Below are 24,186 nucleotides of genomic sequence, written 5' to 3'. Positions count from 1 at the left end.
AGGAGCGAACCGCGTAGCGGCCATTCACGCGCGATTTCTAAGCCACTGCAAAAACCCCTTCTTCTGCACCGCCACCGGCTCGTCCTGGGTCAAGGTCCGCGCCTTGTGCAAACGGAAATCCAGCAAGGCTTTCATGGCATCGTTGATGTCGTGACGCGCGTCCAGGCACGGCTTGAGGTAGGCCTTTTCGATGCGGTACAGGGCACAGAAGGTCTTGGCGGTAAACGCGGCGGGCACCGAGGTATCGGACAGGATTCCGGCCTCGCCAATCACCTCGCCTGGCCCCATGCGCCCGGATTCAAACGGCGCACCGTGACGCATCAGGGTCACCGAAATGACCCCCGATTCGATGATGAACAAATGATCGCTGACCTCCCCCGCCGCCAGGATCGTTTCGCCGGCGCGGAAGGTTTGCAGGGTCATGTTCTGGCTGAAGGTTTCTTTTTCTTCCTGGCGCAGGGTCGAGAAAATCGTCGAGCTTTCCAGCAGCGCCCGTGGCCGGGACACGTTGCTCGGCGGGTTGGGTTCCACGCTCGACAGCAGATTGATCCCGGACGCCTGTAAGTGCCGGTACGCCAGGTCGAACAGCAGATTGCGCACGGTGCGCTTCTGGTCCATCGAGGCGACAAACCCGCTGATTTCGTATTCCATCCCGGCGCTGCTGGAGCTTTTCAGGGCGACATTCGGCGCGGGATGATCCAGCAGCAAACGACAACCCTGCATCGCCCGTTCCAGGGCTTCGACCACCGTGTTCGGCCGCGCGTGGGGGCTCAGTTGCAGGCAGATGGACACGCCGAACATGTCGCTCGGCCGGCTGAAGTTGATGATCTTGGCCTTGGCCGCCAGGGAGTTGGGAATCACCGCCAGGCTGCCCTGGGCGGTTTGCATGCGCGTGGCACGCCAGTCGATGTCGGTGACCCGGCCTTCGGTGCCGTCGATGGAAATCCAGTCATCGATTTGATAAGGCTTGGTGGTGTTCAAAACGATGCCGGAGAACACGTCGCTGAGGGTACTTTGCAACGCCAGGCCGACGATGATCGCCACCGCACCGGAGGTGGCGAGAACGCCTTTGACCGGCAGGTCGAGTACGTAAGCCATGGCCGCGATAATCGCGATCAGGAAAATCACCGCACCGAGCAAATCCTGGAGCAGGCGCCCGGTGTGCCCGACCCGTTGCATCATCACCGCGCCGATCAGCACCGTCAGGGTTCGCGCGCCGAACAACCACCAGCCGATCTGCAAACCGGTGGCGGCCAGGTGCAGCGGCACGTTGTCGGCCCAGGGCGCCGGTTCCAACGGGTTCAGGCCTTCGTTGAACAACAGGACGCTGAACAACGCGAAAATCACCAGCCGCACGACCAGTTTCCAGTTGCTGCCGTTGGTGCTGATCAATCGCCATAGCCCAAGATCAATCAGGATCAGGGCCAATGCGGCGAGCAGCGGGTGATCGGTGAGCAGTGACAGCATCAAGCAACTCCAGCAAGGGCCAATGGCGCGAAGATCTCACACATTGGGCACAGTGTAGGAGCAAATTGATTTCTCAAGAACAACCCAAAACAACTGTGGGAGCGAGCCTGCTCGCGAAGAGGCCGTGTCAGTCAATATCAATATCGACTGATACACCGCATTCGCGAGCAGGCTCGCTCCCACATGGGGTTGTGGTGCTGCTGGGTTTAGCTGCTCATGCGCCCAAACCGTCCCGATTGATAATCAGCAAACGCCTGGTGGATTTCCTGCTCGCTGTTCATCACAAACGGTCCATGACCGACGATGGGTTCGTCAATCGGTTCGCCGCTGAGCAACAACACCACCGCGTCGTTATTGGCTTCCAGGCTGAGTTGATGCCCGTCGCGTTCAAACAGCGCCAATTGCCCTTCCCGTACAAGCTCCAGGCCATTGACCTGCACCGTGCCGCGCAGCACCACCAACGCGGTGTTGCGACCTTCGTGCAAGTCCAGCGTCAGCAATTTGCCGGCGTTCAGGCGAATGTCCCAGACATCGATCGGCGTGAAGGTGCGCGACGGCCCGGTCTGGCCATCGAACTCACCGGCGATCAGGCGCAGATTACCGGCGTCGTCCTTGAGCGGGATGTTCGGGATGTCGCGGTCGAGAATCGTCTGGTAACCGGCGTCGGCCATTTTGTCCTTGGCCGGCAGGTTGACCCACAGCTGAACCATTTCCAGGGTGCCGCCACGTTTGGCGAAATCGTCGGAGTGGAATTCCTCATGGATGATCCCCGAGGCGGCGGTCATCCATTGCACATCGCCAGGGCCGATGGTGCCGCCACTGCCGGTGGAGTCGCGGTGCTGCACTTCGCCGTCGTAGACGATGGTCACGGTTTCGAAACCGCGATGGGGGTGCTGGCCGACGCCACGCCGTTCGGTGGTCGGGGTGAATTCGGCGGGACCGGCGTGATCCAGCAGCAGAAACGGGCTGATGTGTTTGCCCATGGTGTCGTAGGAAAACAGCGTGCGAACCGGGAAACCGTCGCCGACCCAATGGGCCCGTGGACTGGTGTAGATACCGATGATGTTTTTCATCGCGCCTCCGAAATAGGTGGGTGAAGCATGAACCCAGCTTAAATCTGATACCAATCCGGCACTAGCCGGCAAAAACCGTCCTCATCGTTCTACCAGCGAGACGATGTTCGCATTGTGCCTATAAAACGCCAGTAGCCAGGTTTTTACTTCGGACATAACATCGATTCAAATTACAGCCGTAATATCCGCCTGAGGACTTGTCGACTTGCATGATTCTTGAGGCGCGGGGGTAAGGCTTTGGACCGCGGTGCGGCCTTCGCGGGCAAGCCTCGCTCCTACAGGGGTTTTGCAAACATCACAAAACCATTGTAGGAGCGAGGCTTGCCCGCGAAGAGGCCAGACCAGCCCCTCCCATTTCACCAGCCCGCCTCCATTCATGACTTCCGGTAAACATTGACTTGACCCACCCGCGGTTTTTCTCAAGGCCATCGGCGCGGATACTCGTGCCCATTCCCACTGCAACCCTGGAGTCATCAATGTCTATTCCCGCATTCGGTCTTGGTACGTTTCGCCTGCAAGGCCAGGTGGTCATCGATTCGGTGAGCACCGGTCTTGAACTGGGCTACCGGGTCGTCGACACCGCGCAGATCTACGAAAACGAAGCCGAAGTCGGCCAGGCCATCGCCGCAAGCGGCATCGCTCGCCAGGATCTGTTCATTACCAGCAAAATCTGGGTCGCCAACTTCGCCAAGGATCAACTGATCAACAGCCTTAAACAAAGCCTGCGCAACTTGCAGACCGACTACCTGGACCTGACGCTGATCCACTGGCCGTCCCCGGAAAACCAGGTGCCGGTGGAAGAGTTCATGGGCGCCCTGCTCGAAGCCAGGCAAATGGGACTGACCCGCCAGATCGGCGTGTCCAACTTCACCGTGGACTTGATGAAACAAGCCATCGCCGCCGTCGGTGCCGAAAACATCGCCACCAACCAGATCGAATTGCACCCGTACCTGCAAAACCGCAAGGTCGTCGAATTCGCCCAGAGCCAGGGTATCCAGATCACCTCGTACATGACCCTGGCCTACGGCGAAGTGCTGAAGGACCCGGTGATCCAGCAGATCGCCGAGCGTCTTCAGGCGACACCGGCGCAAGTCACCCTGGCCTGGGCCATGCAACTGGGTTATGCGGTGATTCCTTCATCGACCAAACGCGCCAATCTGCAAAGCAACCTGCAAGCCCTCGACCTGACCTTGAGCGAAGCCGACATGGCCCTGATCGCCGGTCTGGATCGTGGCCAGCGCTTGACCAGCCCTAAAGGCATCGCCCCGCACTGGGATTGATCGTCAGCGCTGGCCGAGGCTCTGGTCCAGGCGCGTCATGGTTTGCTGCAAACGCTCGACAGCGATGTCGATCAGTGCCACGCGACCTTCGGCGCAAGCCTGTTCCAGTTGCTCGCAACACTCGATCAGCCGCACTGCCCGGACCATCCGCGCACCGCCCTTGATGCGGTGCGCCAGGTTCTGGAGGTCCTGGCGATTGCCCGCCGCGTGCGCCTGCAGCAACTGCTCGCGATCCTCGCGGTTGGTCACCGCCAGATCGTGCACCAGGCGATCGATCAACGTGCGGTCGCTGCCGACGTAGCGCTCCAGGCCACTCAGGTCGATGACGGCTTCAGATGGTTCTTCCCGGGGCGATTCGCCGGCAAACCTGGCCGCCAGCCAGGCACTCAAATCCCCCAGACGAATCGGTTTGAACAGGCAATCATCCATCCCGGCTTCCAGGCATCGCCATTTTTCCTCGGGCTGGGCATTGGCGGTAAATCCAAGAATCGGTGTCGCCGGCAAACCCTGAGCCTGTTCCTCATCACGGATCGCCATCGCCAGTTCATAGCCACTGAGGACCGGCATGTTGCAGTCGGTGATCAATACGTCGAATGGCTGTTTGCGCCATTGCTCCAACCCCTGCGCGCCATCCTCGGCCTCCAGCACCCGATGCCCCAGATAACTCAACTGCCGGGACAACAGCAGGCGATTGGGCGGGTAATCGTCGACCACCAGAATCGTCAACGAGCGGATCGGCAACGGCATTTCGCTCAACGGCACGGCGCTGGGCTGCAACGGCGGCAGGACGGGCACATCCAGACTGACCTCGACCCGCGTGCCCCGACCGAGTTCACTGTGCAGCCGCAGCCGCCCGCCCATCATTTCGCACAAGGAACGGCTGATCACCAACCCCAACCCGGAACCGCTGCGCCCGGATTGCGGGTTGTTGCCCGCCTGGACGAACGGACTGAACAGCCGTTGCTGGTCGGCGACGCGGATCCCGATGCCGCTGTCCGCAATGATCACGGTCACCGCCAGATGACCAGACACGCCAGGCGCCACCCGCAGGGTCAGACTCACTTCACCCTCTTCGGTGAACTTGATCGCGTTGCTCAACAGATTCGACAGCACTTGCTTGAACCGCAGGGGGTCGATCAACACATCGCGGTCGCTGTGCTCGTCCAGCTCAACCCGCCACCCCAATTCCTGCTGACGCGCCAGGCTTTCGAAAACCCGGCACACCGACTCCGTCAGCTCGCGCAAATTAGCCCGTTCCGGCGCCAAGGACAAATGCCCGGACTCGATGCGGGCGATGTCGAGGATATCGCCGATCAACATCAACAGTTGCTGCGCGGAGCTGGACGCCACTTCAATGGCAAAACGATCAGTCACGCCCTCTTCCGAGCGCTTCAGGGCCAGTTCGAGCATGCCGATCAACGCGTTCATCGGCGTGCGGATTTCATGGCTCATGGTCGCCAGAAACGTGGTTTTCGCCCGGTTGGCGTCGTCGGCGGCGTCCTTGGCATCCTGCAATTGCTGCAGCCAGCGCTGGCGCTGGCGAATCTGCCGGCGTTGCCAGCCGATCCAGCCCAGCGCCAGCAACAACAAGGCGCCAGCAGCGGCGAAGCCTTGCAGGATGACTTGGCGATGTCGCAGCCAATAGCTGTCATCCACCATCAAGTCATTGCTCCAGCGGGCCACCAAATCGTCCATCTCCTGGGGCGAGATGCTCAGCAACGCCTTGTTCAGGATCGACTGCAATTCCACGGCGCCATGCGCGGTGGCCAAGGAGATGAGTGCCGGTTCATTGCCCACGGTACTGTGGATCTGCAATCGGTCGCGGTAGTGCCGGACAATCAGGTACCGGGTCAAGATCAGTGAACTGACTGCCGCGTCAGCCTGCCCCTTCACCACCAGCTCCAACCCCTGGGCCGGGCTTTGCACGTCCACCAGGCGGATGCCCGGTACCCGCGCCAGAATAAACCCGCGCAATGGCTGACTGTGATTGATCGCCAGACGTTTGCCCGCCAGGTCGTCCAGGGTCTTCGGGCTCTGCGCGGTGGCGGCGCTGACCAACACGAAGGGATTGCTCAGGTAAGCGCGGGTGAAGCGCAAATCAGCCTCGCGCTCGGTGCTGGGAATGATCGCTGGCACCAGGTCAATTTCGCCCGCCTTGAGTTGCTGGATCTGTTGATCCAGTGAACGACTGCGTTGCACCTTGAAGTTCAAGCCGCTGCGCTGGCTGATCAAGTTCAACAACTGCGCCGTCAACCCGCTGAACCGACCTTGGGCATCGACAAACGTCAGCGGCGCGAAATCGTCGACGACGCCCACCGTGAGCGTCGGATGCCGCGCCAGCCAACGTTGTTCACCGGGGCTCAAGCGCACGCTCTGCTGACCGGAGTGATTGGCCCGGCCGGCACTCCAGCGTTGCTCGATGGCTGCGCGCTGATCCATGGGAATCGCTGCCAGCGCCTAATCGACAATGCCCGCCAGGCGCGTATTGCTGCGGGCCAGGGCGAAGCCGAACGGGTTGGCGTCCAGGCCGGAGGGCCCGGCCAGGTGAACGTTGTTGAGGTAGTTATTGTTGATCAGGTAATTGGCGCTGATGAAGTCGCCCAGGTACACATCGTCCTGACCGAACGCCACGGCGCCGAGGGCTTCGAGCGTCGAGGCATACAGGTGCAGGTGCGCCTGGGGGTAGAACGCTTCGACGCTGGTCGCCCGCAAATAATCGTCAACCATGGCAATGCGTTTGCCCGCCAGATCGTCGGGCATGCGTTCGTCCAGTCGGGTGACCAGCATCGGCTGGTCTTCGGCGTAGGCCCGGGACCTGATCAGGTCGGGATCGGCCACCTCGAAATTGTTTGATGTCCCGAGCAGGTCCAGCTCATCGCGTTTGAGCGCCTGCATCGCTTCCTCGCGCGTGCCGAAACGCAGTACCTCGACCCTGACGTGCAGCAGTTGCGCCAGCAGATCGGCGTAGTCGGCCGTGATGCCTTCCAGTTCATCGTGGTTGCGCGTCACCTCGAACGGCGGGTAGTCCGGCCCCGAAACACCGAGGCGCAAGACCCGCTTGTTGCGCAGCCATTGCCAGGCCGTTTCGTCCAGTTGGACGTCGTATCCGTCCACTGTCGAGCGTCCGAGCAGATGCAGGGTTTGTGGCTCGCCCGCCATCACCGCCGTGACGTGCAGCACCGTGAACAGCATCAGCGCGATCAGGCACGCACGCACGGTCTGGCCCACTCAAATCAGACGATTGCGTTTGGCGAAATCGCGCAAGTGCACCGCCGAATGCACCCCGAGTTTTTCGATCAACCGCGTCTTGTAGGTGCTGACGGTCTTGTGGCTCAGGTACATCAGCTCGGCGATTGCCTTGTTGCTCAGACCGTTCGCCAGGTGTTGGCAGATCGTCAGTTCGCGATTGGAGAGCGAGTCGATCATCTGTTTTTCACTGCTTTGCAGATTATCCAACGGCGAAGGCAACCGGCTGAAATAGGTATAGCCGGCCATGAGCGCCTGGATCGCTTTGTGCAACAGGCTCAAGTCATTGGTTTTCGAGACATAGGCCAAGGCCCCGGCACGCATACAACGCTCTTGAAAAAACAGCGGGTCCAGGGACGTAAAGATCAGCACCCGGCACGCGAACTCACTGAGCCGGATACGCTCCAGCACCTCCAGCCCATCGAGCCCCGGCATGATCAGGTCGAGCACTAGCAGATCGGGGGCATGATCGCGAAGCATTGCCATGACCTCGTTACCGCTGGCCACCTCGTAAATCCGTTTGAAGCCCTCCTGTTCAAGAACAATTTTGACTGCGGCCCGTACCACCGGATGATCGTCCACAATCAGCGCTGACTTCATGGCAACTCCCTGTGCAAATGACATGATTGCGCAACGACTACACCGGGAGCGGCCCGGTGTAGACGCAACGGCTGCGCAATGACTTTTGCATGGGCCAACAGGCAAAACCACCTGTCAGATCTGACAGTTCCGACGAATGGTCATCATTGAGTCGTCACTCATCTGTAGGAGCAAGGCTTGCCCGCGATGAACGATGACGCGGTCCCGTTCAGGATCGAGGTGCGTCTATCGCGGGCAAGCCTTGCTCCTACAGTGGGGGATTTATTGCCAGCCAAACCGGCGGATATAGAACCCCTTCACTGCCTGCGTCAGGCCCATGTACGCCAGCAGAATCACCGGCAGGAACACGAAGTACAGCGATGGCAGCGCCTGCAATTTGAAGTAGTGCGCGAACGGGCCCATCGGCAGGAAGATACCGATCGCCATGATGACCCCGGTCATGATCATCAACGGCATGGCCGCGCGGCTTTGCAGGAACGGGATCTTTGGCGTACGGATCATGTGCACGATCAGTGTCTGGGTCAGCAACCCCACCACAAACCAGCCGGACTGGAACAGGGTCTGGTGGTCCGGGGTGTTGGCGTCGAACACGTACCACATCAGCGCAAACGTGGTGATGTCGAAGATCGAACTGATCGGGCCGAAGAACAGCATGAAACGCCCGACATCTGCCGGTTGCCAGCGTTGGGGTTTTCTCAGCATTTCTTCATCGACGTTATCGAACGGGATGGCGATTTGCGAAATGTCATACAGCAGGTTCTGCACCAGCAGGTGCATCGGCAGCATCGGCAGGAACGGGATAAACGCACTGGCCACCAGCACCGAGAACACGTTGCCGAAGTTCGAGCTGGCGGTCATCTTGATGTACTTGAGCATATTGGCGAAGGTCCGGCGCCCTTCCAGCACGCCCTCCTCCAGCACCATCAGGCTCTTTTCCAGGAGGATGATGTCGGCCGCTTCCTTGGCGATGTCCACCGCGCTGTCCACGGAAATACCAATGTCAGCCGCGCGCAACGCCGGAGCGTCGTTGATGCCGTCGCCCATGAAACCGACCACGTGGCCGTTGCCCTTGAGCAAACGCACGATGCGTTCTTTGTGCGACGGCGTCAGTTTGGCGAAGACGTTGGTGGTTTCCACGGCTACGGCCAGTTCGGCATCGCTCATGCGCTCGACGTCGTTGCCCATCAGCAGGCTTTGTTGTTCCAGGCCGACTTCGCGGCAGATCTTGGCGGTCACCAGTTCGTTGTCGCCGGTCAGCACTTTCACGGCAATGCCGTGGGCCGCCAGTGCACGCAGGGCCGGCGCGGTGCTTTCCTTGGGCGGATCGAGGAACGCCACATAGCCGATCAGGGTCATCTGCTGCTCATCGGCGATGCTGTAAATCGCCTGATCCTTCGGCGTGTGCCGCGCCGCCACCGCCACCACGCGCAAGCCTTCTTCGTTGAAAGACGCGGTCACTTCACGAATCCGCGCCAGCAGGTCATCGGTCAGTGGCTCGTCGTTGTCGCCATGACGCACCCGGGTGCAACCGGCGAGAATTTCTTCCACCGCGCCTTTGCACACCAGCAAGTGATGCGCTTGATCATGCTCGGCCACCACCACCGACATGCGCCGCCGGGTGAAATCGAACGGCACTTCATCGACCTTGGCAAACGCCGTGGCCACTTCCAGTTCGCGGTGTACCTCGACGTGTTGCAACACCGCCACGTCCAGCAGGTTTTTCAGGCCGGTCTGGTAGTAGCTGTTGAGGTAAGCCATTTCCAGCACGTCATCGGACTCTTCACCCCACACATCCACATGCCGGGCGAGGAAGATTTTGTCCTGGGTCAGGGTGCCGGTCTTGTCGGTGCACAGCACGTCCATCGCGCCGAAGTTCTGGATCGCGTCCAGGCGCTTGACGATGACTTTTTTGCGCGACAGGAACACCGCGCCCTTGGCCAACGTCGAGGTGACGATCATCGGCAGCATTTCCGGGGTCAGGCCCACGGCGATGGACAGCGCGAACAGCAGCGCCTGCATCCAGTCACCCTTGGTGAAACCGTTGATGAACAACACCAGCGGCGCCATCACGAACATGAAGCGGATCAGCAGCCAGCTGACTTTGTTCACGCCATTCTGGAACGAGGTGGGCGCGCGGTCGGTGGCGCTGACCCGCTGGGCCAAGGCACCGAAATAGGTGCTGTTGCCGGTGGTGAGGACCACCGCGATGGCCGAACCCGACACCACGTTGGTGCCCATGAACAGGATGTTGTCGAGGTCCAGCGGGTTACTGGTGTCGCGGTCCTGTTGGCGCGGGAATTTTTCCACCGGCATGGATTCGCCGGTCATCGCCGCCTGGCTGACGAACAGGTCCTTGGCGCTGAGCACCCGGCAATCGGCGGGAATCATGTCACCGGCCGACAACACGATCAGGTCACCGGGCACCAGTTGTTTGATCGGCAGCTCGATGCGCTGCGCGCCCTGACGCATGACGGTCGCGGTGTTACTCACCATCGCCTTGAGCGCATCAGCCGCCTGGTTCGACTTGGCTTCCTGCCAGAAGCGCAGCAACGTCGAGAGCACCACCATGGAGAAAATCACCACGGCGGCCTTGATGTCTTCAGTGAACCACGACACCGCCGCCAACAAGGTCAGCAACAGGTTGAACGGGTTTTTGTAGCAGTGCCACAGGTGCACCCACCACGGCAGCGGCTGCTCATGCTCGACTTCGTTGAGGCCGAATTGCTCGCGCAGGGTATCGGCTTCGGCTTCGCTCAAACCATCGCTGTGACTGCCGAGGTTGTCCAGCAGTTGACCGGTGTCGCTGTTTGCGGCGGACACCAACGTCTGCGCCAGGGTGGGCGGTACTTCACGGCTGACCGTGGTGTCGTTGATGCTTTCCAGCAACGCCAGGCGACGGAAGTGCCGGGCGATGTGGCGGGTGCGCAGGAATCCGGCGAAGAATTCTTTGAGCAAGGTCAGGTTCATGGCAGTTGCCCCCCAGGGTCAGCCGGGAAACCGTCGAGCAGGCGCGTCGAGTCGCCGCGATGACGACTGGCAAGTCGAACATCACGCACGGTTCAGCGTCGATGAGAGGGACGTCGGGTATCGGGCCGCCACTGGCCGCGATCGGGATGCCGCTACTCGCTTTTCAGCAAGGTAACGGCAGAAAAAAACTGCGCGTTAGCTTGCCGAGAAAATGCCGGTTACCGAAACCGGCCGACTACTGTCACTCGAACAAGTACCCACTGTGGGTCTCCGCTATTGATGAAAACGCGCGAAGCTTACGCCCCGATTTCTGGAGAGTAAACGATGCTTGGGCGAGTGCCGGGGGAATCGGCGGGTTCTTCAGGAAGGGTTCAGGATGATCGTTCCCACGCTCCGCGTGGGAATGCAGCCCGGGACGCTCCGCGTCCCTTTATAAAGCGGACGCGGAGCGTCCGTTGAGGCATTCCCACGCAGAGCGTGGGAACGATCAGGGTGGGGGTTAGCTGGCAGTGGCCAACAACACATCCATCACCGACCGCCCATGCCCACGGGACTCGCCATGGTCATACAGCGACCCGGCAATTTCATCGGCGCGAATCGGCAGGATCGACAGCAAGGTGTCGCTCAAACCGTGGCTGGCCTGGCAGAAGCCCTGCATGTAGATGCCCGCCTTGCAGCGTTCGTCGGTGATCAGTTTGTAGTTGCGATCGACCTCGAACTCGCCCAGGTACTGTTCCAGCGGCGCCAGCAGTTTGCGGTGCATCTGGCGCTCGTAACCGGTGGCCAGGACCACCGCGTCGTACTGCCGAACCGTGACTTCGCCCGTGGCGTTGTTGCGCACCGCCAGTTCGATCCCGCGCTCGGTGGCGGTGGCTTTTTCGATAGTGGTGAGAGTGCGGAACGCGTGGCGGGCGATCCCGGACACCTTCTGGCGATAGAAGATGCCGTAGATGCGTTCGATCAGGTCGATGTCCACCACCGAGTAGTTGGTGTTGTGGTACTCGTTGACCAGGCGTTCACGCTCGCTGCTGGCCTGCTGGAACACCAGGTCAGTGAACTCCGGCGAGAACACTTCGTTGACAAACGGGCTGTCGTCCGCCGGTTTCAGGGCCGAGCCGCGCAGGATCATGTCCACTTGCACCGACGGGAAGCTGTCGTTCAAGTCGATAAAGGCTTCCGCCGCGCTCTGCCCGCCGCCGATGATCGCAATGCTCATCGGTTGGTTGTTCACGCACGGCTGCTTGGCCATTTGCGCCAGGTACTGGGAGTGGTGGAACACGCGGCGGTCATCCTTGAGCGCCTTGAACGCTTCGGGAATGCGCGGTGTACCGCCGGCGCTGACCACCACCGAACGGGTGGTGCGCACATGTTGCTGGCCCTGGGTATCGCGGGAGATCACACGCAGGGCTTCGACCTGCTGGTTGTGCAGCACCGGCTCGATGGTCAGCACTTCTTCACCGTAGCGGCTCTGCTCGGTGAACTGCCCGGCGACCCAGCGCAGGTAGTCGTTGTACTCCATGCGGCACGGATAGAACGTGCCCAGGTTGATGAAGTCCACCAGGCGCCCGTGATGCTTGAGGTAATTGACGAACGAGTATGGGCTGGTCGGGTTGCGCAGGGTCACCAGATCCTTGAGGAAGGAAATCTGCAACTCGCTCTGGGTCACCAGGGTGTTGCCGTGCCAGCGATAGTCGGCCTGTTTGTCGAGAAACAGTACATCCAGCTCACCCTGGTTCGGTGCACGCTCTTGCAGAGCGATGGCCAGCGCCAGGTTCGAAGGGCCGAAACCGATGCCGATCAGGTCGTGAACGGTGGGCGATGCAATTGCCTGTGTCATTTCCAGTGTCCTCTGGATGAACCCCGGAGCAGCGGGGATAAAGCCTGGGTGACCTGACCGGCCTGAGGCAGGACAGCAGATCGTCTGTTGAGTAGGGACGAGGACAATGAAAAAAAATTTAAGCGCAAGGGATCAATGGGCGTCCCACTGCTTGATGCGCACCCGGCAATGTTTCATGGCATTGACGATGTGCTTCTCCACCAGCGCCCGGGAAATGCCCAGGTGCTCGGCGATCTCGGGGTGCGACAGGCCATCGATCTTGCGCAACAGGAAGCTCTCACGGCACAGCTTCGGCAGTTCCGCCAGCGCGCGCTGGAGCATGGCCAGGCGTTGGCCGTGGTCGAGGCTGGTGTGGGGCGAGGGGGTGAAGAAGCGCTCTTCGTTGTCGAGCACTTCCAGGGATTCGACCTGGCGCAGGGCATTGCGTCGATGGTCGTCGATCACCAGATTGAGGGCGGTGCGATAGAGGAATGCCCGGGGCTGCTCGATCGGCGTATCACTGGAACGCTCCAGTACCCGCAGATAAGCGTCATGCACCACATCTTCGGCCACCTGACGGTTGCCCAGCTTGGCGTTCAGGAAACACACCAGCTCGCGATAGTAGTTTTCCAACATGACTCCCGGCCGCACGAGGTGCGGGTTCTGTCCTTGAACCAGATCCGCAACCACCGAATGGGCAGTGGCAGGATGGTGGCAATTTAAGTCGCGTAATTTATAGTAATTCTCATATAGATTTAAAGTGCTGTTTCGATTTGCCCGATAAATAGTCCTGCTCTATACCTGTAACTCTGTGTGTCCGCGCTTAAATTCCTCCCTGCACTCCTCGTTTACAGGACAGCTCCCCGTGTCTGTCGGCCTTCCGACAGCGCTCGGCTGTCGCCTTGTGTTGCGCGCCAGTTGAGCGACGGGCCGATTTTCTTTGGCCGGAACCCTGCATGAAACGTCCCCGACACACCCGACGCGCCCTGCTTGTAGCCCTTTGTCTGATCCCCGTCATCGCCGTCGCGGCCTGGCAGATCCTCCCTCCTGGCCGCGATCAATTCGCCACGGTCCAGGTGACCCGCGGCGACATCGAAAGCAGCGTCACGGCACTGGGCACTCTGCAACCACGGCGTTATGTCGATGTCGGCGCCCAGGCGTCGGGGCAGATCCACAAGATCCATGTGGAAGTCGGCGACGTGGTCAAGGAAGGCGACCTGCTGGTGGAAATCGATCCGTCCACCCAACAGGCCAAACTCGACGCCGGGCGTTTTTCCATCGACAACCTCAAGGCGCAACTTGAGGAGCAAAAGGCCCAACACGAACTCGCTCGGCAGAAATTCCAGCGCCAGCAGAACCTCGCCGCCGGCGGCGCGACCCGGGCCGAAGACGTGCAGACCGCCCAGGCCGAACTGCGTGCCACCCAGGCGCGCATGGACATGTTCCAGGCGCAGATCCGCCAGGCCCAGGCCAGCCTGCGCAGTGATCAAGCCGAACTTGGCTACACCCGCATTTACGCGCCAATGAACGGAACCGTGGTCGCCCTCGATGCCCGGGAAGGCCAGACGCTCAACGCCCAGCAGCAGACGCCGTTGATTCTGCGGATTGCAAAACTGTCGCCGATGACGGTGTGGGCCGAAGTCTCGGAAGCGGACATCGGCCACGTCAAACCCGGCATGAACGCCTGGTTCACCACCCTCAGCGGCGGCACCCGGCGCTGGAGCAGCACCGTGCGGCAGATCTTGCCAATCCCGCCCAAACCCCTGGACCAGACCAGCCAGGGTGGCGGCAGCCCCGCCAGCTCGAGCAAAAGCGGCACCGGTCGCGTGGTGCTGTACACCGTGCTGCTCGACGTCGACAACACCGACAACGCCTTGATGGCAGAAATGACCACCCAGGTGTTCTTCGTTTCCGATCAGGCGAAAAACGTCCTCACCGCACCAATTGCCGCGTTGCAGGGCGGCACGCAGGCCGACACTCAAACCGCACAAGTCGTCGCAAAAAACGGCGCCATCCAACAACGGACAGTACGCACCGGCATCAGTGATCGCCTGAACGTGCAGATCCTCGATGGCCTCGACGAAGGCGATCACCTGTTGATTGGCCCGGCTGACGGGAGTGGCGGCTGAATGCAGACGCCTTTGATCGACCTGCAAGACATCCGCAAAGCCTACGGCGGCGGTGACGCTCCGCAAGTTCACGTATTGCGCGGCATCGACCTGGCAATCCATGCCGGCGAATTCGTGGCGATTGTCGGGGCTTCCGGCTCCGGCAAATCGACGTTGATGAACATCCTCGGCTGCCTCGACCGGCCGACCTCGGGCGAATACCGCTTCGCCGGGGAAAACGTTGCCGGCCTGGACAGCGATGAACTGGCCTGGCTACGCCGCGAGGCGTTCGGCTTTGTGTTCCAGGGCTATCACCTGATCCCGTCCGGCTCGGCCCAGGAAAACGTCGAGATGCCGGCGATTTACGCAGGCACCCCGGCCGCAGAACGCCACGCCCGCGCCGCCGCCCTGCTCGACCGCCTCGGCCTGGCCACGCGCACCGGCAACCGTCCGCATCAACTCTCCGGCGGCCAGCAACAACGGGTGTCGATTGCCCGCGCCCTGATGAACGGCGGCCACATCATCCTCGCCGACGAACCCACCGGCGCCCTCGACAGCCACAGCGGCGCCGAGGTCATGACCTTGCTCGACGAACTGGCGAGCCAGGGCCACGTGGTGATCCTGATCACCCACGACCGCGAAGTGGCGGCCCGCGCCAAACGCATCATCGAAATCCGCGATGGCCTGATCATCCACGACAGCGCCCACGACGATCCCAGCGCACAAACCTCGGCCAACCCCGGCGCGTTGCAAGCCGTGGACCTGCGCAAGCGACTGACCGAAGGCGCCGAGGCCACCGGCGCCTGGAAAGGCGAACTGGTGGATGCGGTGCACGCGGCTTGGCGGGTGATGTGGATCAACAAGTTCCGCACCGCGCTGACGTTGCTCGGGATCATCATCGGCGTGGCGTCGGTGGTGGTGATGCTGGCGGTCGGTGAAGGCAGCAAGCGTCAGGTCATGGCGCAGATGGGCGCGTTCGGCTCGAACATTATTTACCTCAGCGGCTCGGCCCCGAACCCGCGCACACCGCCCGGCGTCATCACCCTGGACGACGTTGCCGCGCTGGCCAGCCTGCCGCAAGTGCGACGGATCATGCCGGTCAACGGCGCCGAGGCCGGCGTGCGTTTCGGCAACGTCGATCACCTGAGTTACGTCGGTGGCAACGACACCAATTTCCCGGCGATTTTCAACTGGCCGGTGGTTCAGGGCAGTTACTTCACCGAGGCCGATGAAAAAACCGGCGCAGCAGTCGCGGTGATCGGCCACAAGGTGCGCAGCAAATTGCTCAAGGATGTCACCAATCCCATCGGCCAGTACATCCTGATCGAAAACGTACCGTTTCAAGTGGTCGGCGTGCTCGCGGAAAAAGGCGCCAGTTCCGGCGACTCCGACAGCGACAACCGCATCGCCATTCCCTATTCGGCGGCCAGTGTCCGATTGTTTGGCACCCACAACCCCGAATACGTGGCCATCGCAACCGCCGACGCACGCAAGGTCAAGCAAGCGGAAACCGCGATCAAGCAGTTGATGTTACGTCTGCACGGCGGCAAGCAGGATTTCGAATTGACCAACAACGCGGCCATGATCCAGGCCGAAGCCCGGACCCAGAACACCCTGTCGCTGATGCTCGGCTCGATTGCCGCGATCTCGTTGCTGGTGGGCGGTATCGGCGTGATGAACATCATGCTCATGACCGTGCGCGAACGCACCCGCGAGATCGGCATTCGCATGGCCACCGGCGCCCGTCAGCGCGACATCCTGCGCCAGTTCCTTACCGAAGCGGTGATGCTCTCGGTGGTCGGCGGCCTGGCCGGAATTGCCCTGGCGCTGATCGTCGGCGGCGTGCTGGTGCTCAGCGAAGTGGCCGTCGCGTTTTCGTTGATGGCGGTGCTCGGCGCCTTTGGCTGCGCCCTTGTTACCGGTGTTGTCTTCGGCTTCATGCCGGCCCGCAAAGCTGCCCGGCTCGACCCGGTCACGGCCCTTACCAGTGAATGATCGACCTATGAAGCCGCCATTGAGCCTGTTGACCCTCTGCCTGCTGCTCAGCGCGTGCGGCAGCCCTGCCCCGCGCCCGGACAGCGGCCTCACGCCGCCCGCCACGTGGCAATCACCCCACAGCGATAACGCCGCCCGCAGCAATGCGCAATGGTGGACGCAGTTCGGCAGTCCGCCGCTGGATCGCCTGATCGAACAGGCCCGAGTGGGCAGTTTCGACCTCACGGCGGCGGTCGCCCGGGTGCGTCAGGCCCAGGCGGGAACGGTGATTGCCGGTGGTTCTTTGCTGCCGGAAATAAAGGCTACGGGGAACGCCAACCGGCAGAAACTGCTGCGTGGCAAAGGCTACAGTCAGCTCGATGCCGACAGTAGTAACAAAGCCGTGGATTACTTCGACGCCAATCTCAGTGCCAGTTACGAAATCGATTTCTGGGGCGGCAAGCGTGCGTCCCGGGACAGTGCGCAGTTCGGGCTCAAGGCCAGCGAATTCGATCAAGCCACGGTGGAGCTGACGTTGCTCAGTGGTGTGGCCAACAACTACAGCAAAACCTTGTCGTTGCGCGAGCAGCGGCGCATCGCCGAACTCAACCTGGCCAACGCCCAAAGTGTGTTGAAACTGGTGCAGACCCGCTTCGATTCCGGCTCGGCCACGGCCCTGGAACTGGCCCAGCAAAAAAGCCTGGTCGCGGCGCAGCAGCGGCAATTGCCGACGGTGCAGCAGCAAGCTGATGAATCGCTGATCACCCTCGCCGCCCTGCTCGGCCGACCGGTGCAGGAACTGGCACCAATCGATGAATCTTTCGACCACCTGCAATGGCCCGTGATCGGTGCGGGCGTGCCCAGCGAGTTGCTGAGCCGGCGCCCGGACATCGCTCGCGCCGAAGCGCAACTGGCCGCCGCCCGGGCCGACGTCACCGTCGCCCGCGCCGCCATGCTGCCCGCCCTCACCCTCAGCGCCAACATCGGCTCGGGGGCCAACAGCGTGGGCGACATCATGCGCAGCCCGTTTTACAACCTCACCGCCGGCCTGGTGGCGCCGATCTTCAACAACGGCCGCCTCGGCGCCGAACGCGACAAAGCCACGGCACGCCAGGAAGAACTGCTGCAGGCCTATCGCGGGGCGATCATCAATGGCTTCGCCGACGTCGAAAAAGCCCTCAACAGCATTCGCGGGCTGGATGAACAACGCCAATGGCAACGCGAAGAACTGAGCCAGGCGCAAACCGCGTTCAACATCGCCCAAAGCCGCTACCAGGCCGGCGCCGAGGATTTGCTAACAGTGCTGGAGACACAACGCACGCTGTACGCGGCGCAGGATTTGAACGTGCAACTGAAGCTGTCGCGGTTGCAGGCCAGTATTGCGTTGTACAAGGCGTTGGGTGGCGGCTGGCAGGCGCTGTGAGGGTGGTGGATGTGGGACCGCCATCGCGAGCAAGCTCGCTCCCACAATTGATCTTTGGTGTACGCAGATACCGCGCTCACTGAAGATAAAAATGTGGGAGCGAGCTTGCTCGCGATGAGGCCATCAGACCTACCCTTTTTCGTCGACTGACAGACCGCCATCGCGAGCAAGCTCGCTCCCACAGGGGAACTAGGGCGCTCGCAAATGCTGCGCTCACTGAAGATCAATTGTGGGAGCGAGCTTGCTCGCGATGAGGCCATCAGACCTACCCTTTTTCGTCGACTGACAGACCGCCATCGCGAGCAAGCTCGCTCCCACAGGGGAACTAGGGCGCTCGCAAATGCTGCGCTCACTGAAGATCAATTGTGGGAGCGGGCTTGCTCGCGAAGGCGGAGTGTCAGGCGAAATTATTGTTGGATGTGCCGACGCTTTCGCGAGCAAGCCCGCTCCCACAGGGGGTTCAGGGTGAACACAGCATTTTTGAACACCCGAGATCTATTGTGGGAGCGAGCCTGCTCGCGAATGAACGATAAAGCCGTCGTCAGGCCTGCCGCTGCTTGATCTTCAAATGCCTTGCATACCACGGCCGTTGCGGCACGCGGCGGAACAGGTCGGCGAGTTTCTTTTCGTCGGTGCCGAAGGTGATGCGCAGGGCCAGCTTCATGGTTTCGGGGTCCATTTCCACCGACTTGCCTGCCTTCAATCCCGGCGTGGTGCTGCAACCGTGGGTGCTCGGGCCGAGCCAGGGGTCGTCCACTTCGACGAAGCGGCCCGGGGCGAACCACGGCACACCATTGACCTCCAGCCGCGTGACTTCTCCCGGATGAAAGCGCTCGTGGGCGCGGAACCAGTCTTCCAGGCGATCATCGATCCAGCCGTGGAAATGCCAGAACACCGGACTCACGTGGGATGAAAACGGGTCGCCCAAGAAGTCATTTTCCGGCCCGAACCAACGCGCGGAAAAGTCTAAGGGATCCCTGGCGAACGGCACCGGCTGACCATTGGACGGATCCCGTGGCACCGACGCCCAGCGCATGTGCAGCCAGTCATGCAAGCCCAGTTCGACTTCCGAACCGAACTGCCCCAGGGTCAACTTCGACAGATAACGCGGGTCGCGGTACTGCGATTCCCATACCTGGAAATTACTGTGATACGTCTCGGCGGTCTTGATGTCGCTGACCCACTGGGTGTATTCGGGATCCTCGCCGGCCAGCCAGGTCGGCGGCAGAGAAGCCCCGTCGTGGTTGTCGAAGTAGCGGGCAAACCCCTGGCGATCACGCTCAAGCTCAGGTTGCGGCATCGGGAAGCTCGGCCAGGACGGCAGGTCCTGCATCGAACGCGCCGTGGCCAGCATGTGCCGGTGCATAAAGAAAAAGTCGACGCCCGAACCATTGCGATCCTTCTTCGGCCCCCGGGCATCGCGCTCCTTGTCCCGCGGACCAGGTTGCCAGCCAATACCGCGCAACGCCCCGCGCTTGTCTTCGGAGAGCGTGTGCCATTTGTCCCGCGAGGCATGCCAGAGCTGATGGAACAAGCGATGCTCCGGAGAAATCAGCCACGCCAGCAGCGTCGGGTTCAAACCGGTACGCTCCCGTGCTTCAGGAAACAGGCGTTTGTGCGCGACAAAGCGATTGTCCAGCGCCGGCAAACCGAGGGGACGGTCCAGCCGCAGGATCCGCCCACTGAGCGTGCCACTGCCGGCATTGCCGAAATCAGCCCAGACCTCATCGAGAACGACCGACAATTCATAGGCCGGCGCGCCATTGGGCGATTGCGTATCCACCAGGCGCCAGTACATCTCACCAGGCTTGGGTGACACCAGATCACCCATAACCCGATAACGCGGTTCATCTTCGCCACGCAACTGCTGCGCGGTGTCCAGATAGCCGCGCAAACCGCGCCCGCGCTGGGCGACGTCGAGCAACAGCTCCAAACCTTGCAGCGGCAAACCGTCGAGGCCTGCCTGCGCGCCCTCAAAGCGAATATCCCAGACACCCCGCAACGAGTTCGCCAGATGCTGACCCGTGGTATCCGCCAGGTCGACCGTCGCCTCACCCGGAGTGATGGTCGGATCCGGTTTCGTCCATTCGCGATGCCCATAAAAAGCCGCAGGCACGGCGGCGCCGGTCAGCGCCAGGCCCGCCATGAACCATCGTCGAGAAATCGTCATTGCCCTACCTGTGTCAGCCATGAAGCAGGCTTTATCCAAGCTAGAACGTTCATCCACCAGACAAATTTAAGAGCTTCGCGGGCAAGCCTCGCTCCTACAGAAATCACATCAATCCTGTAGGAGCGAGGCTTGCCCGCGAAGAGGCCCGAACATCCACCTAAATTTCCCCGCCAGCCACTCGTTCTTCCCAGATAGCAAAGGCCCCTGCGCCTGCACTTCGACGGCGAACCTGACTGAGATGGCAATGACAAAACCACGTTCGAAAAAGGCTCTTTACATCGGCCTGCCGCTGGCCCTGGCGATCAGCGCCGGTGCAGGCTTTGCCGCTTGGGATTACTGGTTCAAGGACAACCCCGGCTACCCGGTCAAGGTGATGAAACAGGCCGAGGAGCTGCACGAACGCATGCTGTCTTTTGATAGCCACGTCAGCCTGATGCAGAACTTCGGCACCCAGGGCAACGAAGCCGACAAGGATGGCAAAGGCCAGTTCGACCTGGTCAAGGCCAATCGCGGCCACCTCTCCGGCGCGGCCCTGACGATTTTCGGCTGGCCGGAAATCTGGAACGGCGCCAACGCGCCGCACAAGCCCACCGCCGGGTTCGTCGAAGAAGCGCGCAACCAGCAAGAGATCCGCTACAAAATCATCACCGGCATGGTCCGCGACTTCCCCAATCAAGTCGCCATCGCCTACACCCCCGACGACTTCCGTCGCCTGCACGGTGAAGGCAAGTTCGCCATTTTCATCAGCATGCTCAACGCCTACCCGCTGGGCCATGACCTGAGCCTGCTGGACCTGTGGACGGCGCGCGGCATGCGCATGTTCGCGTTCAGCTACATCGGCAACAACGACTGGGCCGACTCCTCGCGCCCGCTGCCATTTTTCAACGACTCGCCAGACGCCCTCGACGGCCTCTCGGACCTGGGCAAGCAAGCGGTGCATCGCTTGAATGACCTGGGGGTGATCATCGATGTGTCGCAGATGTCGACCAAGGCCCTGGAGCAAGTCGCGCAACTGAGCCGTACACCGCTGGTGGCGTCGCACTCTGCACCACGGGCCATGGTGGATATCCCGCGTAACCTCACGGACAAAGAACTGCAACTGATCAAAAACAGCGGCGGCGTGGTGCAGATCGTCGGCTTCTCGCAGTACCTCAAACCGCTATCCCAGCCGACCCAAGACAAGCTCAACGCACTGCGCCAGCGCTTCGACCTGCCACCCCTGCCGAACCTCGCGATGGCGCTGATGCCGGGTGACCCGATCATCTCCGCCTGGTCCGAGCAGAAGTTCGGCCAGTACGCCAGCGGCCTCTACGCGATCCTCGAAGAAGAGCCCAAGGCCAGCCTCAAGGACCTGGGGGATGCCATCGAATACACGGTGCGCAAAATCGGTATCGATCACGTCGGCATCAGCTCTGACTTCAATGAAGGCGGCGGCGTCAAAGGCTGGGAGAACGTCAGTGAAATCCGCAACGTGACCGCCGAACTGCTGTCGCGCGGCTACTCCGAAGCGGACATCACCAAGCTCTGGGGTGGCAACTTCCTGCGGGTCTGGGATCAAGTGCAGAAAGCCGCCAAACCCGCGTTGATTTCGCAGCAGGACACAAGCAAACCATGAGTGATCGTCGAACCTTTTTGAAACAGGCCGGCATCCTCGCCGCTGGCCTGCCGCTGACCGCCGGCCTGCCCTCCACCGCCAGTGCCACAGCAAAAGTGCCCGCGTCCGGGGACAAATGGGCGCAACTGCGTCAACTGTTCGACCAGGATCCGGCCTATCTGCATTTCTCCAATTTCCTGATCACCTCGCACCCCAAACCCGTGCGCGATGCCATCGAGATGCACCGTGCCGCCCTCGATAAGAATCCCGGTCTGGCGATGGATTGGGACCTGGGCGTGATCGAACAGCGCGAAGAAGACGTCCGCGTGTGGGCCGGTCGCTACCTGCAAGCCAATGCCAAGCAGATTGCCCTCACCGGCAGCACCACCGAAGGTCTGGCGATGATCTACGGTGGCGTGCACGTACGCCCGGACCAGGAAATCCTCACCACCGTCCACGAACACTACGCCACCCACACCATTCTCGACCTGCGCACCCAGCGCGACGGCACCAAGGTGCGCAAGATCAGGTTGTTCAAGGATCCGCAGACAGTCACTCAAGCAGAAATCCTGACCGCCATCGACCAAGCGATCAAACCCGAAACCCGCGTCCTGGGCATGACCTGGGTGCAGTCCGGCAGCGGTGTGAAAACCCCGATCGCGGAAATCGGCGCCCTGGTGGACAAACACAACCGCGACCGCGCCGACCAGGACCGGGTCATTTACCTGGTCGACGGCGTGCACGGTTTTGGCGTCGAGGACCTGAGTTTCCCAGCCATGAATTGCGACTTCTTTATCGCCGGCACCCACAAATGGATGTTCGGCCCGCGTGGCACCGGCATCGTGTGCAGCCGCAGCCAAGAGGTCAAATACGTCACGCCGATCATTCCGACCTTCTCCGAAGCCACGGCTTTTTCTACGACCATGACCCCCGGTGGTTACCACGCGTTCGAACACCGCTGGGCCCTGAACGAAGCCTTCAAATTACATTTGCAACTGGGCAAGGCCGACGTCCAGGCGCGCATCCACGCCCTCAACAGCTACCTCAAAAAACGCCTGCAAGCACACCCGCAAATCGAACTCGTCACACCCCTGAGCCCCGAGCTGTCATCGGGCTTCAGCTTCTTCCGGGTCAAGGGCAAGGACAGCGACAAGATCGCCGCCTACCTGATGCAAAACAAAGTGGTCGCCGATGCGGTGGAGCGAGACGTCGGCCCGGTGGTCCGCACCGCACCGGGGCTGCTCAACACCGAAGCCGAAATCGACCGTTTCATGGCGTTGCTCAGCACACAGCTCGGCTAAGCATGCGAACGCAATCCCCTGTGGGAGCGAGCCTGCTCGCGAAGAGGCCATTAGATTCAACATCAATGTTGCCTGTTAAACCGCCTTCGCGAGCAGGCTCGCTCCCACAAGGGCCCCCTTTGCAGTGGCTGGTGCCAGCCCCACCCGACTCCTTTTACCTTTGTATCGAGAGAGATGATGAACAGTGAGCCGCGTAGTTTTTCCATGAAGACGCTCCCCGCTCTGGCTTTCGCCGCCGTGGTCGCTGGCCTGCTGCCAGGCCTCGCCCAGGCCGCCGCGCCCACCCCACCGGGCAAGGTGTTCAAGGACTGCAAGGATTGCCCGGAAATGGTCGTGCTGCCCACCGGCACGTTCACCATGGGCACCCCGGAGGATGAAGTCGGTCGCGAGCCGGATGAAGGCCCAATGCACCCGGTGACGTTCGCCAAACCCCTGGCCATCAGTCGCTTCCAGGTCCTGGCCGGCGAATGGGACGCCTACCTGCACGACACCGGTTACGTGATGCCCGACGGCGATACCCGTCCGGGCCGCGAGTGCAAGGCCGGCGTGCCGCGCTACGAGCGCACGGCCAAGCATCCGGCGGTGTGCATGGACTTCAACGAGGCCAACGCCTACGTCGCGTGGCTGTCGAAAAAATCCGGCAAGGCCTATCGACTGGTCAGCGAATCCCTGCGCGAGTACGCCTCCCGCGCCGGCAGCACCGGGCCGTTCCCCTTCCCGTTCGATGAAGGCAAGGAATACAGCATCGCCAAGCACGCCAACACCTACGGCGCGGCCGATGGCTACAACTTCACCGCGCCGGCGGGCAGTTTCCCGGCCAACGCCTTTGGCGTGTACGACATGCACGGCAACGTCTACGAGTGGACCGCCGATTGCTACAACGAAAACTACGTCGGCGCGCCAAGCGACGGCAGTGCCTGGCTGAGCGGCGACTGCAAGGTCAAGCGCATCCGTGGCAACGACTGGGGCGAAGCGCCGGTGTTCTCCCGTTCAGGCAACCGCAACGCCACCTACTCCGATACCCGTGGCGACTGGCTGGGCTTTCGCGTCGCCCGGGATCTGTGAGGCTCCCACCTCCGGTCGCATGACCTGCAACAAACCCGTGAGCGGCTAAATCGTCGCTCACGGGTTTCGTCTTTTAAGCAGCCAAACTCTTGAACCTTTGCC

General features: G+C 61.4%; 14 protein-coding genes and 1 pseudogene. 7 read left to right on the top strand and 8 right to left on the bottom strand.

From position 1 onward, the window contains the following. Positions 1-24: 24 nt before the first annotated feature. Together BK667_RS21730 and BK667_RS21725 are read right to left on the bottom strand one after the other, a co-directional pair. A complete protein-coding gene (locus BK667_RS21730) occupies positions 25-1,467 on the bottom strand; it encodes a mechanosensitive ion channel family protein (protein ID WP_123598849.1) in 1,443 nt (480 codons plus the stop codon). A gap of 206 nt (positions 1,468-1,673) precedes the next feature. Continuing rightward, positions 1,674-2,540 (bottom strand): pirin family protein, encoded by an 867-nt coding sequence (locus BK667_RS21725; RefSeq protein WP_123598848.1) that lies wholly within the window; start codon positions 2,538-2,540, stop codon positions 1,674-1,676. A gap of 476 nt (positions 2,541-3,016) precedes the next feature. On the opposite strand from BK667_RS21725, the gene dkgB reads away from it, so the two are divergent. Next, entirely contained in the window at positions 3,017-3,820 is an 804-nt protein-coding gene (dkgB, locus tag BK667_RS21720; protein ID WP_123516204.1) for a 2,5-didehydrogluconate reductase DkgB, read from the top strand. A 3-nt stretch (positions 3,821-3,823) separates the two neighbouring features. Here the strand turns inward: dkgB and BK667_RS21715 are convergent. The 5 genes and pseudogenes from BK667_RS21715 to BK667_RS21695 form a co-directional block, all read right to left on the bottom strand. Then, positions 3,824-7,048 (bottom strand): annotated as a pseudogene (locus tag BK667_RS21715) (transporter substrate-binding domain-containing protein). Further along, positions 7,049-7,666 (bottom strand): response regulator transcription factor, encoded by a 618-nt coding sequence (locus BK667_RS21710; protein ID WP_123516202.1) that lies wholly within the window; start codon positions 7,664-7,666, stop codon positions 7,049-7,051. It abuts the pseudogene before it with no gap. A gap of 261 nt (positions 7,667-7,927) precedes the next feature. Beyond that, positions 7,928-10,633: a magnesium-translocating P-type ATPase gene (gene mgtA / locus BK667_RS21705; RefSeq protein ID WP_123598847.1), complete on the bottom strand. Its 2,706-nt coding sequence runs from the start codon at positions 10,631-10,633 to the stop codon at positions 7,928-7,930. Positions 10,634-11,132: 499 nt separating this feature from the next. Next, positions 11,133-12,470 carry a lysine N(6)-hydroxylase/L-ornithine N(5)-oxygenase family protein gene (locus tag BK667_RS21700; RefSeq protein WP_123598846.1) on the bottom strand — a complete coding sequence of 446 codons (1,338 nt, stop codon included), beginning with the start codon at positions 12,468-12,470 and terminating at the stop codon, positions 11,133-11,135. A 132-nt stretch (positions 12,471-12,602) separates the two neighbouring features. Beyond that, a complete protein-coding gene (locus tag BK667_RS21695) occupies positions 12,603-13,085 on the bottom strand; it encodes a sigma-70 family RNA polymerase sigma factor (protein WP_123516197.1) in 483 nt (160 codons plus the stop codon). A 320-nt stretch (positions 13,086-13,405) separates the two neighbouring features. On the opposite strand from BK667_RS21695, the gene BK667_RS21690 reads away from it, so the two are divergent. From BK667_RS21690 to BK667_RS21680, 3 genes are read left to right on the top strand one after another with little or no spacing between them, the layout of a single operon-like run. Continuing rightward, a complete protein-coding gene (locus BK667_RS21690; RefSeq protein WP_123598845.1) occupies positions 13,406-14,578 on the top strand; it encodes an efflux RND transporter periplasmic adaptor subunit in 1,173 nt (390 codons plus the stop codon). Beyond that, on the top strand, positions 14,579-16,552 hold the full coding sequence (locus BK667_RS21685) for a MacB family efflux pump subunit (RefSeq protein ID WP_123598844.1): 1,974 nt from the start codon (positions 14,579-14,581) through the stop codon (positions 16,550-16,552). Between the two features lie 7 nt (positions 16,553-16,559). Then, positions 16,560-17,954 (top strand): efflux transporter outer membrane subunit, encoded by a 1,395-nt coding sequence (locus BK667_RS21680; RefSeq protein WP_123598843.1) that lies wholly within the window; start codon positions 16,560-16,562, stop codon positions 17,952-17,954. Positions 17,955-18,495: 541 nt separating this feature from the next. Here the strand turns inward: BK667_RS21680 and pvdP are convergent. After that, positions 18,496-20,124, bottom strand: coding sequence for a pyoverdine maturation tyrosinase PvdP (gene pvdP, locus BK667_RS21670; protein ID WP_123598841.1), 1,629 nt, complete (start codon positions 20,122-20,124; stop codon positions 18,496-18,498). A 244-nt stretch (positions 20,125-20,368) separates the two neighbouring features. Here pvdP and pvdM point away from each other — a divergent pair, with 244 nt between their 5' ends. From pvdM to pvdO, 3 genes are all read left to right on the top strand, one after another. After that, positions 20,369-21,739 (top strand): pyoverdine-tailoring dipeptidase-like protein PvdM, encoded by a 1,371-nt coding sequence (gene pvdM, locus BK667_RS21665; protein WP_123598840.1) that lies wholly within the window; start codon positions 20,369-20,371, stop codon positions 21,737-21,739. Further along, a complete protein-coding gene (pvdN, locus tag BK667_RS21660) occupies positions 21,736-23,019 on the top strand; it encodes a pyoverdine-tailoring periplasmic protein PvdN (protein ID WP_123598839.1) in 1,284 nt (427 codons plus the stop codon). Before pvdM ends, pvdN begins: the two co-directional genes overlap by 4 nt. A gap of 177 nt (positions 23,020-23,196) precedes the next feature. Beyond that, a complete protein-coding gene (pvdO, locus tag BK667_RS21655) occupies positions 23,197-24,084 on the top strand; it encodes a dihydropyoverdine dehydrogenase (protein WP_123598838.1) in 888 nt (295 codons plus the stop codon). Positions 24,085-24,186 lie beyond the last annotated feature (102 nt).

This window comes from Pseudomonas frederiksbergensis (assembly GCF_003732705.1).
GTDB classification, from domain to species: Bacteria; Pseudomonadota; Gammaproteobacteria; order Pseudomonadales; family Pseudomonadaceae; genus Aquipseudomonas; species Aquipseudomonas frederiksbergensis_F.
The sequence above is the reverse complement of the archived record's forward strand: the minus strand, read 5'-3'. Positions and strand labels throughout refer to the sequence as shown.

Coding starts and splice junctions, on each gene's coding strand:
- BK667_RS21730 (WP_123598849.1), bottom strand. CDS start 1,467: ATGCTGTCACTGCTCACCGATCACCCGCTGCTCGCCGCATTGGCCCTG.
- BK667_RS21725 (WP_123598848.1), bottom strand. CDS start 2,540: ATGAAAAACATCATCGGTATCTACACCAGTCCACGGGCCCATTGGGTC.
- dkgB (WP_123516204.1), top strand. CDS start 3,017: ATGTCTATTCCCGCATTCGGTCTTGGTACGTTTCGCCTGCAAGGCCAG.
- BK667_RS21710 (WP_123516202.1), bottom strand. CDS start 7,666: ATGAAGTCAGCGCTGATTGTGGACGATCATCCGGTGGTACGGGCCGCA.
- mgtA (WP_123598847.1), bottom strand. CDS start 10,633: ATGAACCTGACCTTGCTCAAAGAATTCTTCGCCGGATTCCTGCGCACC.
- BK667_RS21700 (WP_123598846.1), bottom strand. CDS start 12,470: ATGACACAGGCAATTGCATCGCCCACCGTTCACGACCTGATCGGCATC.
- BK667_RS21695 (WP_123516197.1), bottom strand. CDS start 13,085: ATGTTGGAAAACTACTATCGCGAGCTGGTGTGTTTCCTGAACGCCAAG.
- BK667_RS21690 (WP_123598845.1), top strand. CDS start 13,406: ATGAAACGTCCCCGACACACCCGACGCGCCCTGCTTGTAGCCCTTTGT.
- BK667_RS21685 (WP_123598844.1), top strand. CDS start 14,579: ATGCAGACGCCTTTGATCGACCTGCAAGACATCCGCAAAGCCTACGGC.
- BK667_RS21680 (WP_123598843.1), top strand. CDS start 16,560: ATGAAGCCGCCATTGAGCCTGTTGACCCTCTGCCTGCTGCTCAGCGCG.
- pvdP (WP_123598841.1), bottom strand. CDS start 20,124: ATGACGATTTCTCGACGATGGTTCATGGCGGGCCTGGCGCTGACCGGC.
- pvdM (WP_123598840.1), top strand. CDS start 20,369: ATGACAAAACCACGTTCGAAAAAGGCTCTTTACATCGGCCTGCCGCTG.
- pvdN (WP_123598839.1), top strand. CDS start 21,736: ATGAGTGATCGTCGAACCTTTTTGAAACAGGCCGGCATCCTCGCCGCT.
- pvdO (WP_123598838.1), top strand. CDS start 23,197: ATGAACAGTGAGCCGCGTAGTTTTTCCATGAAGACGCTCCCCGCTCTG.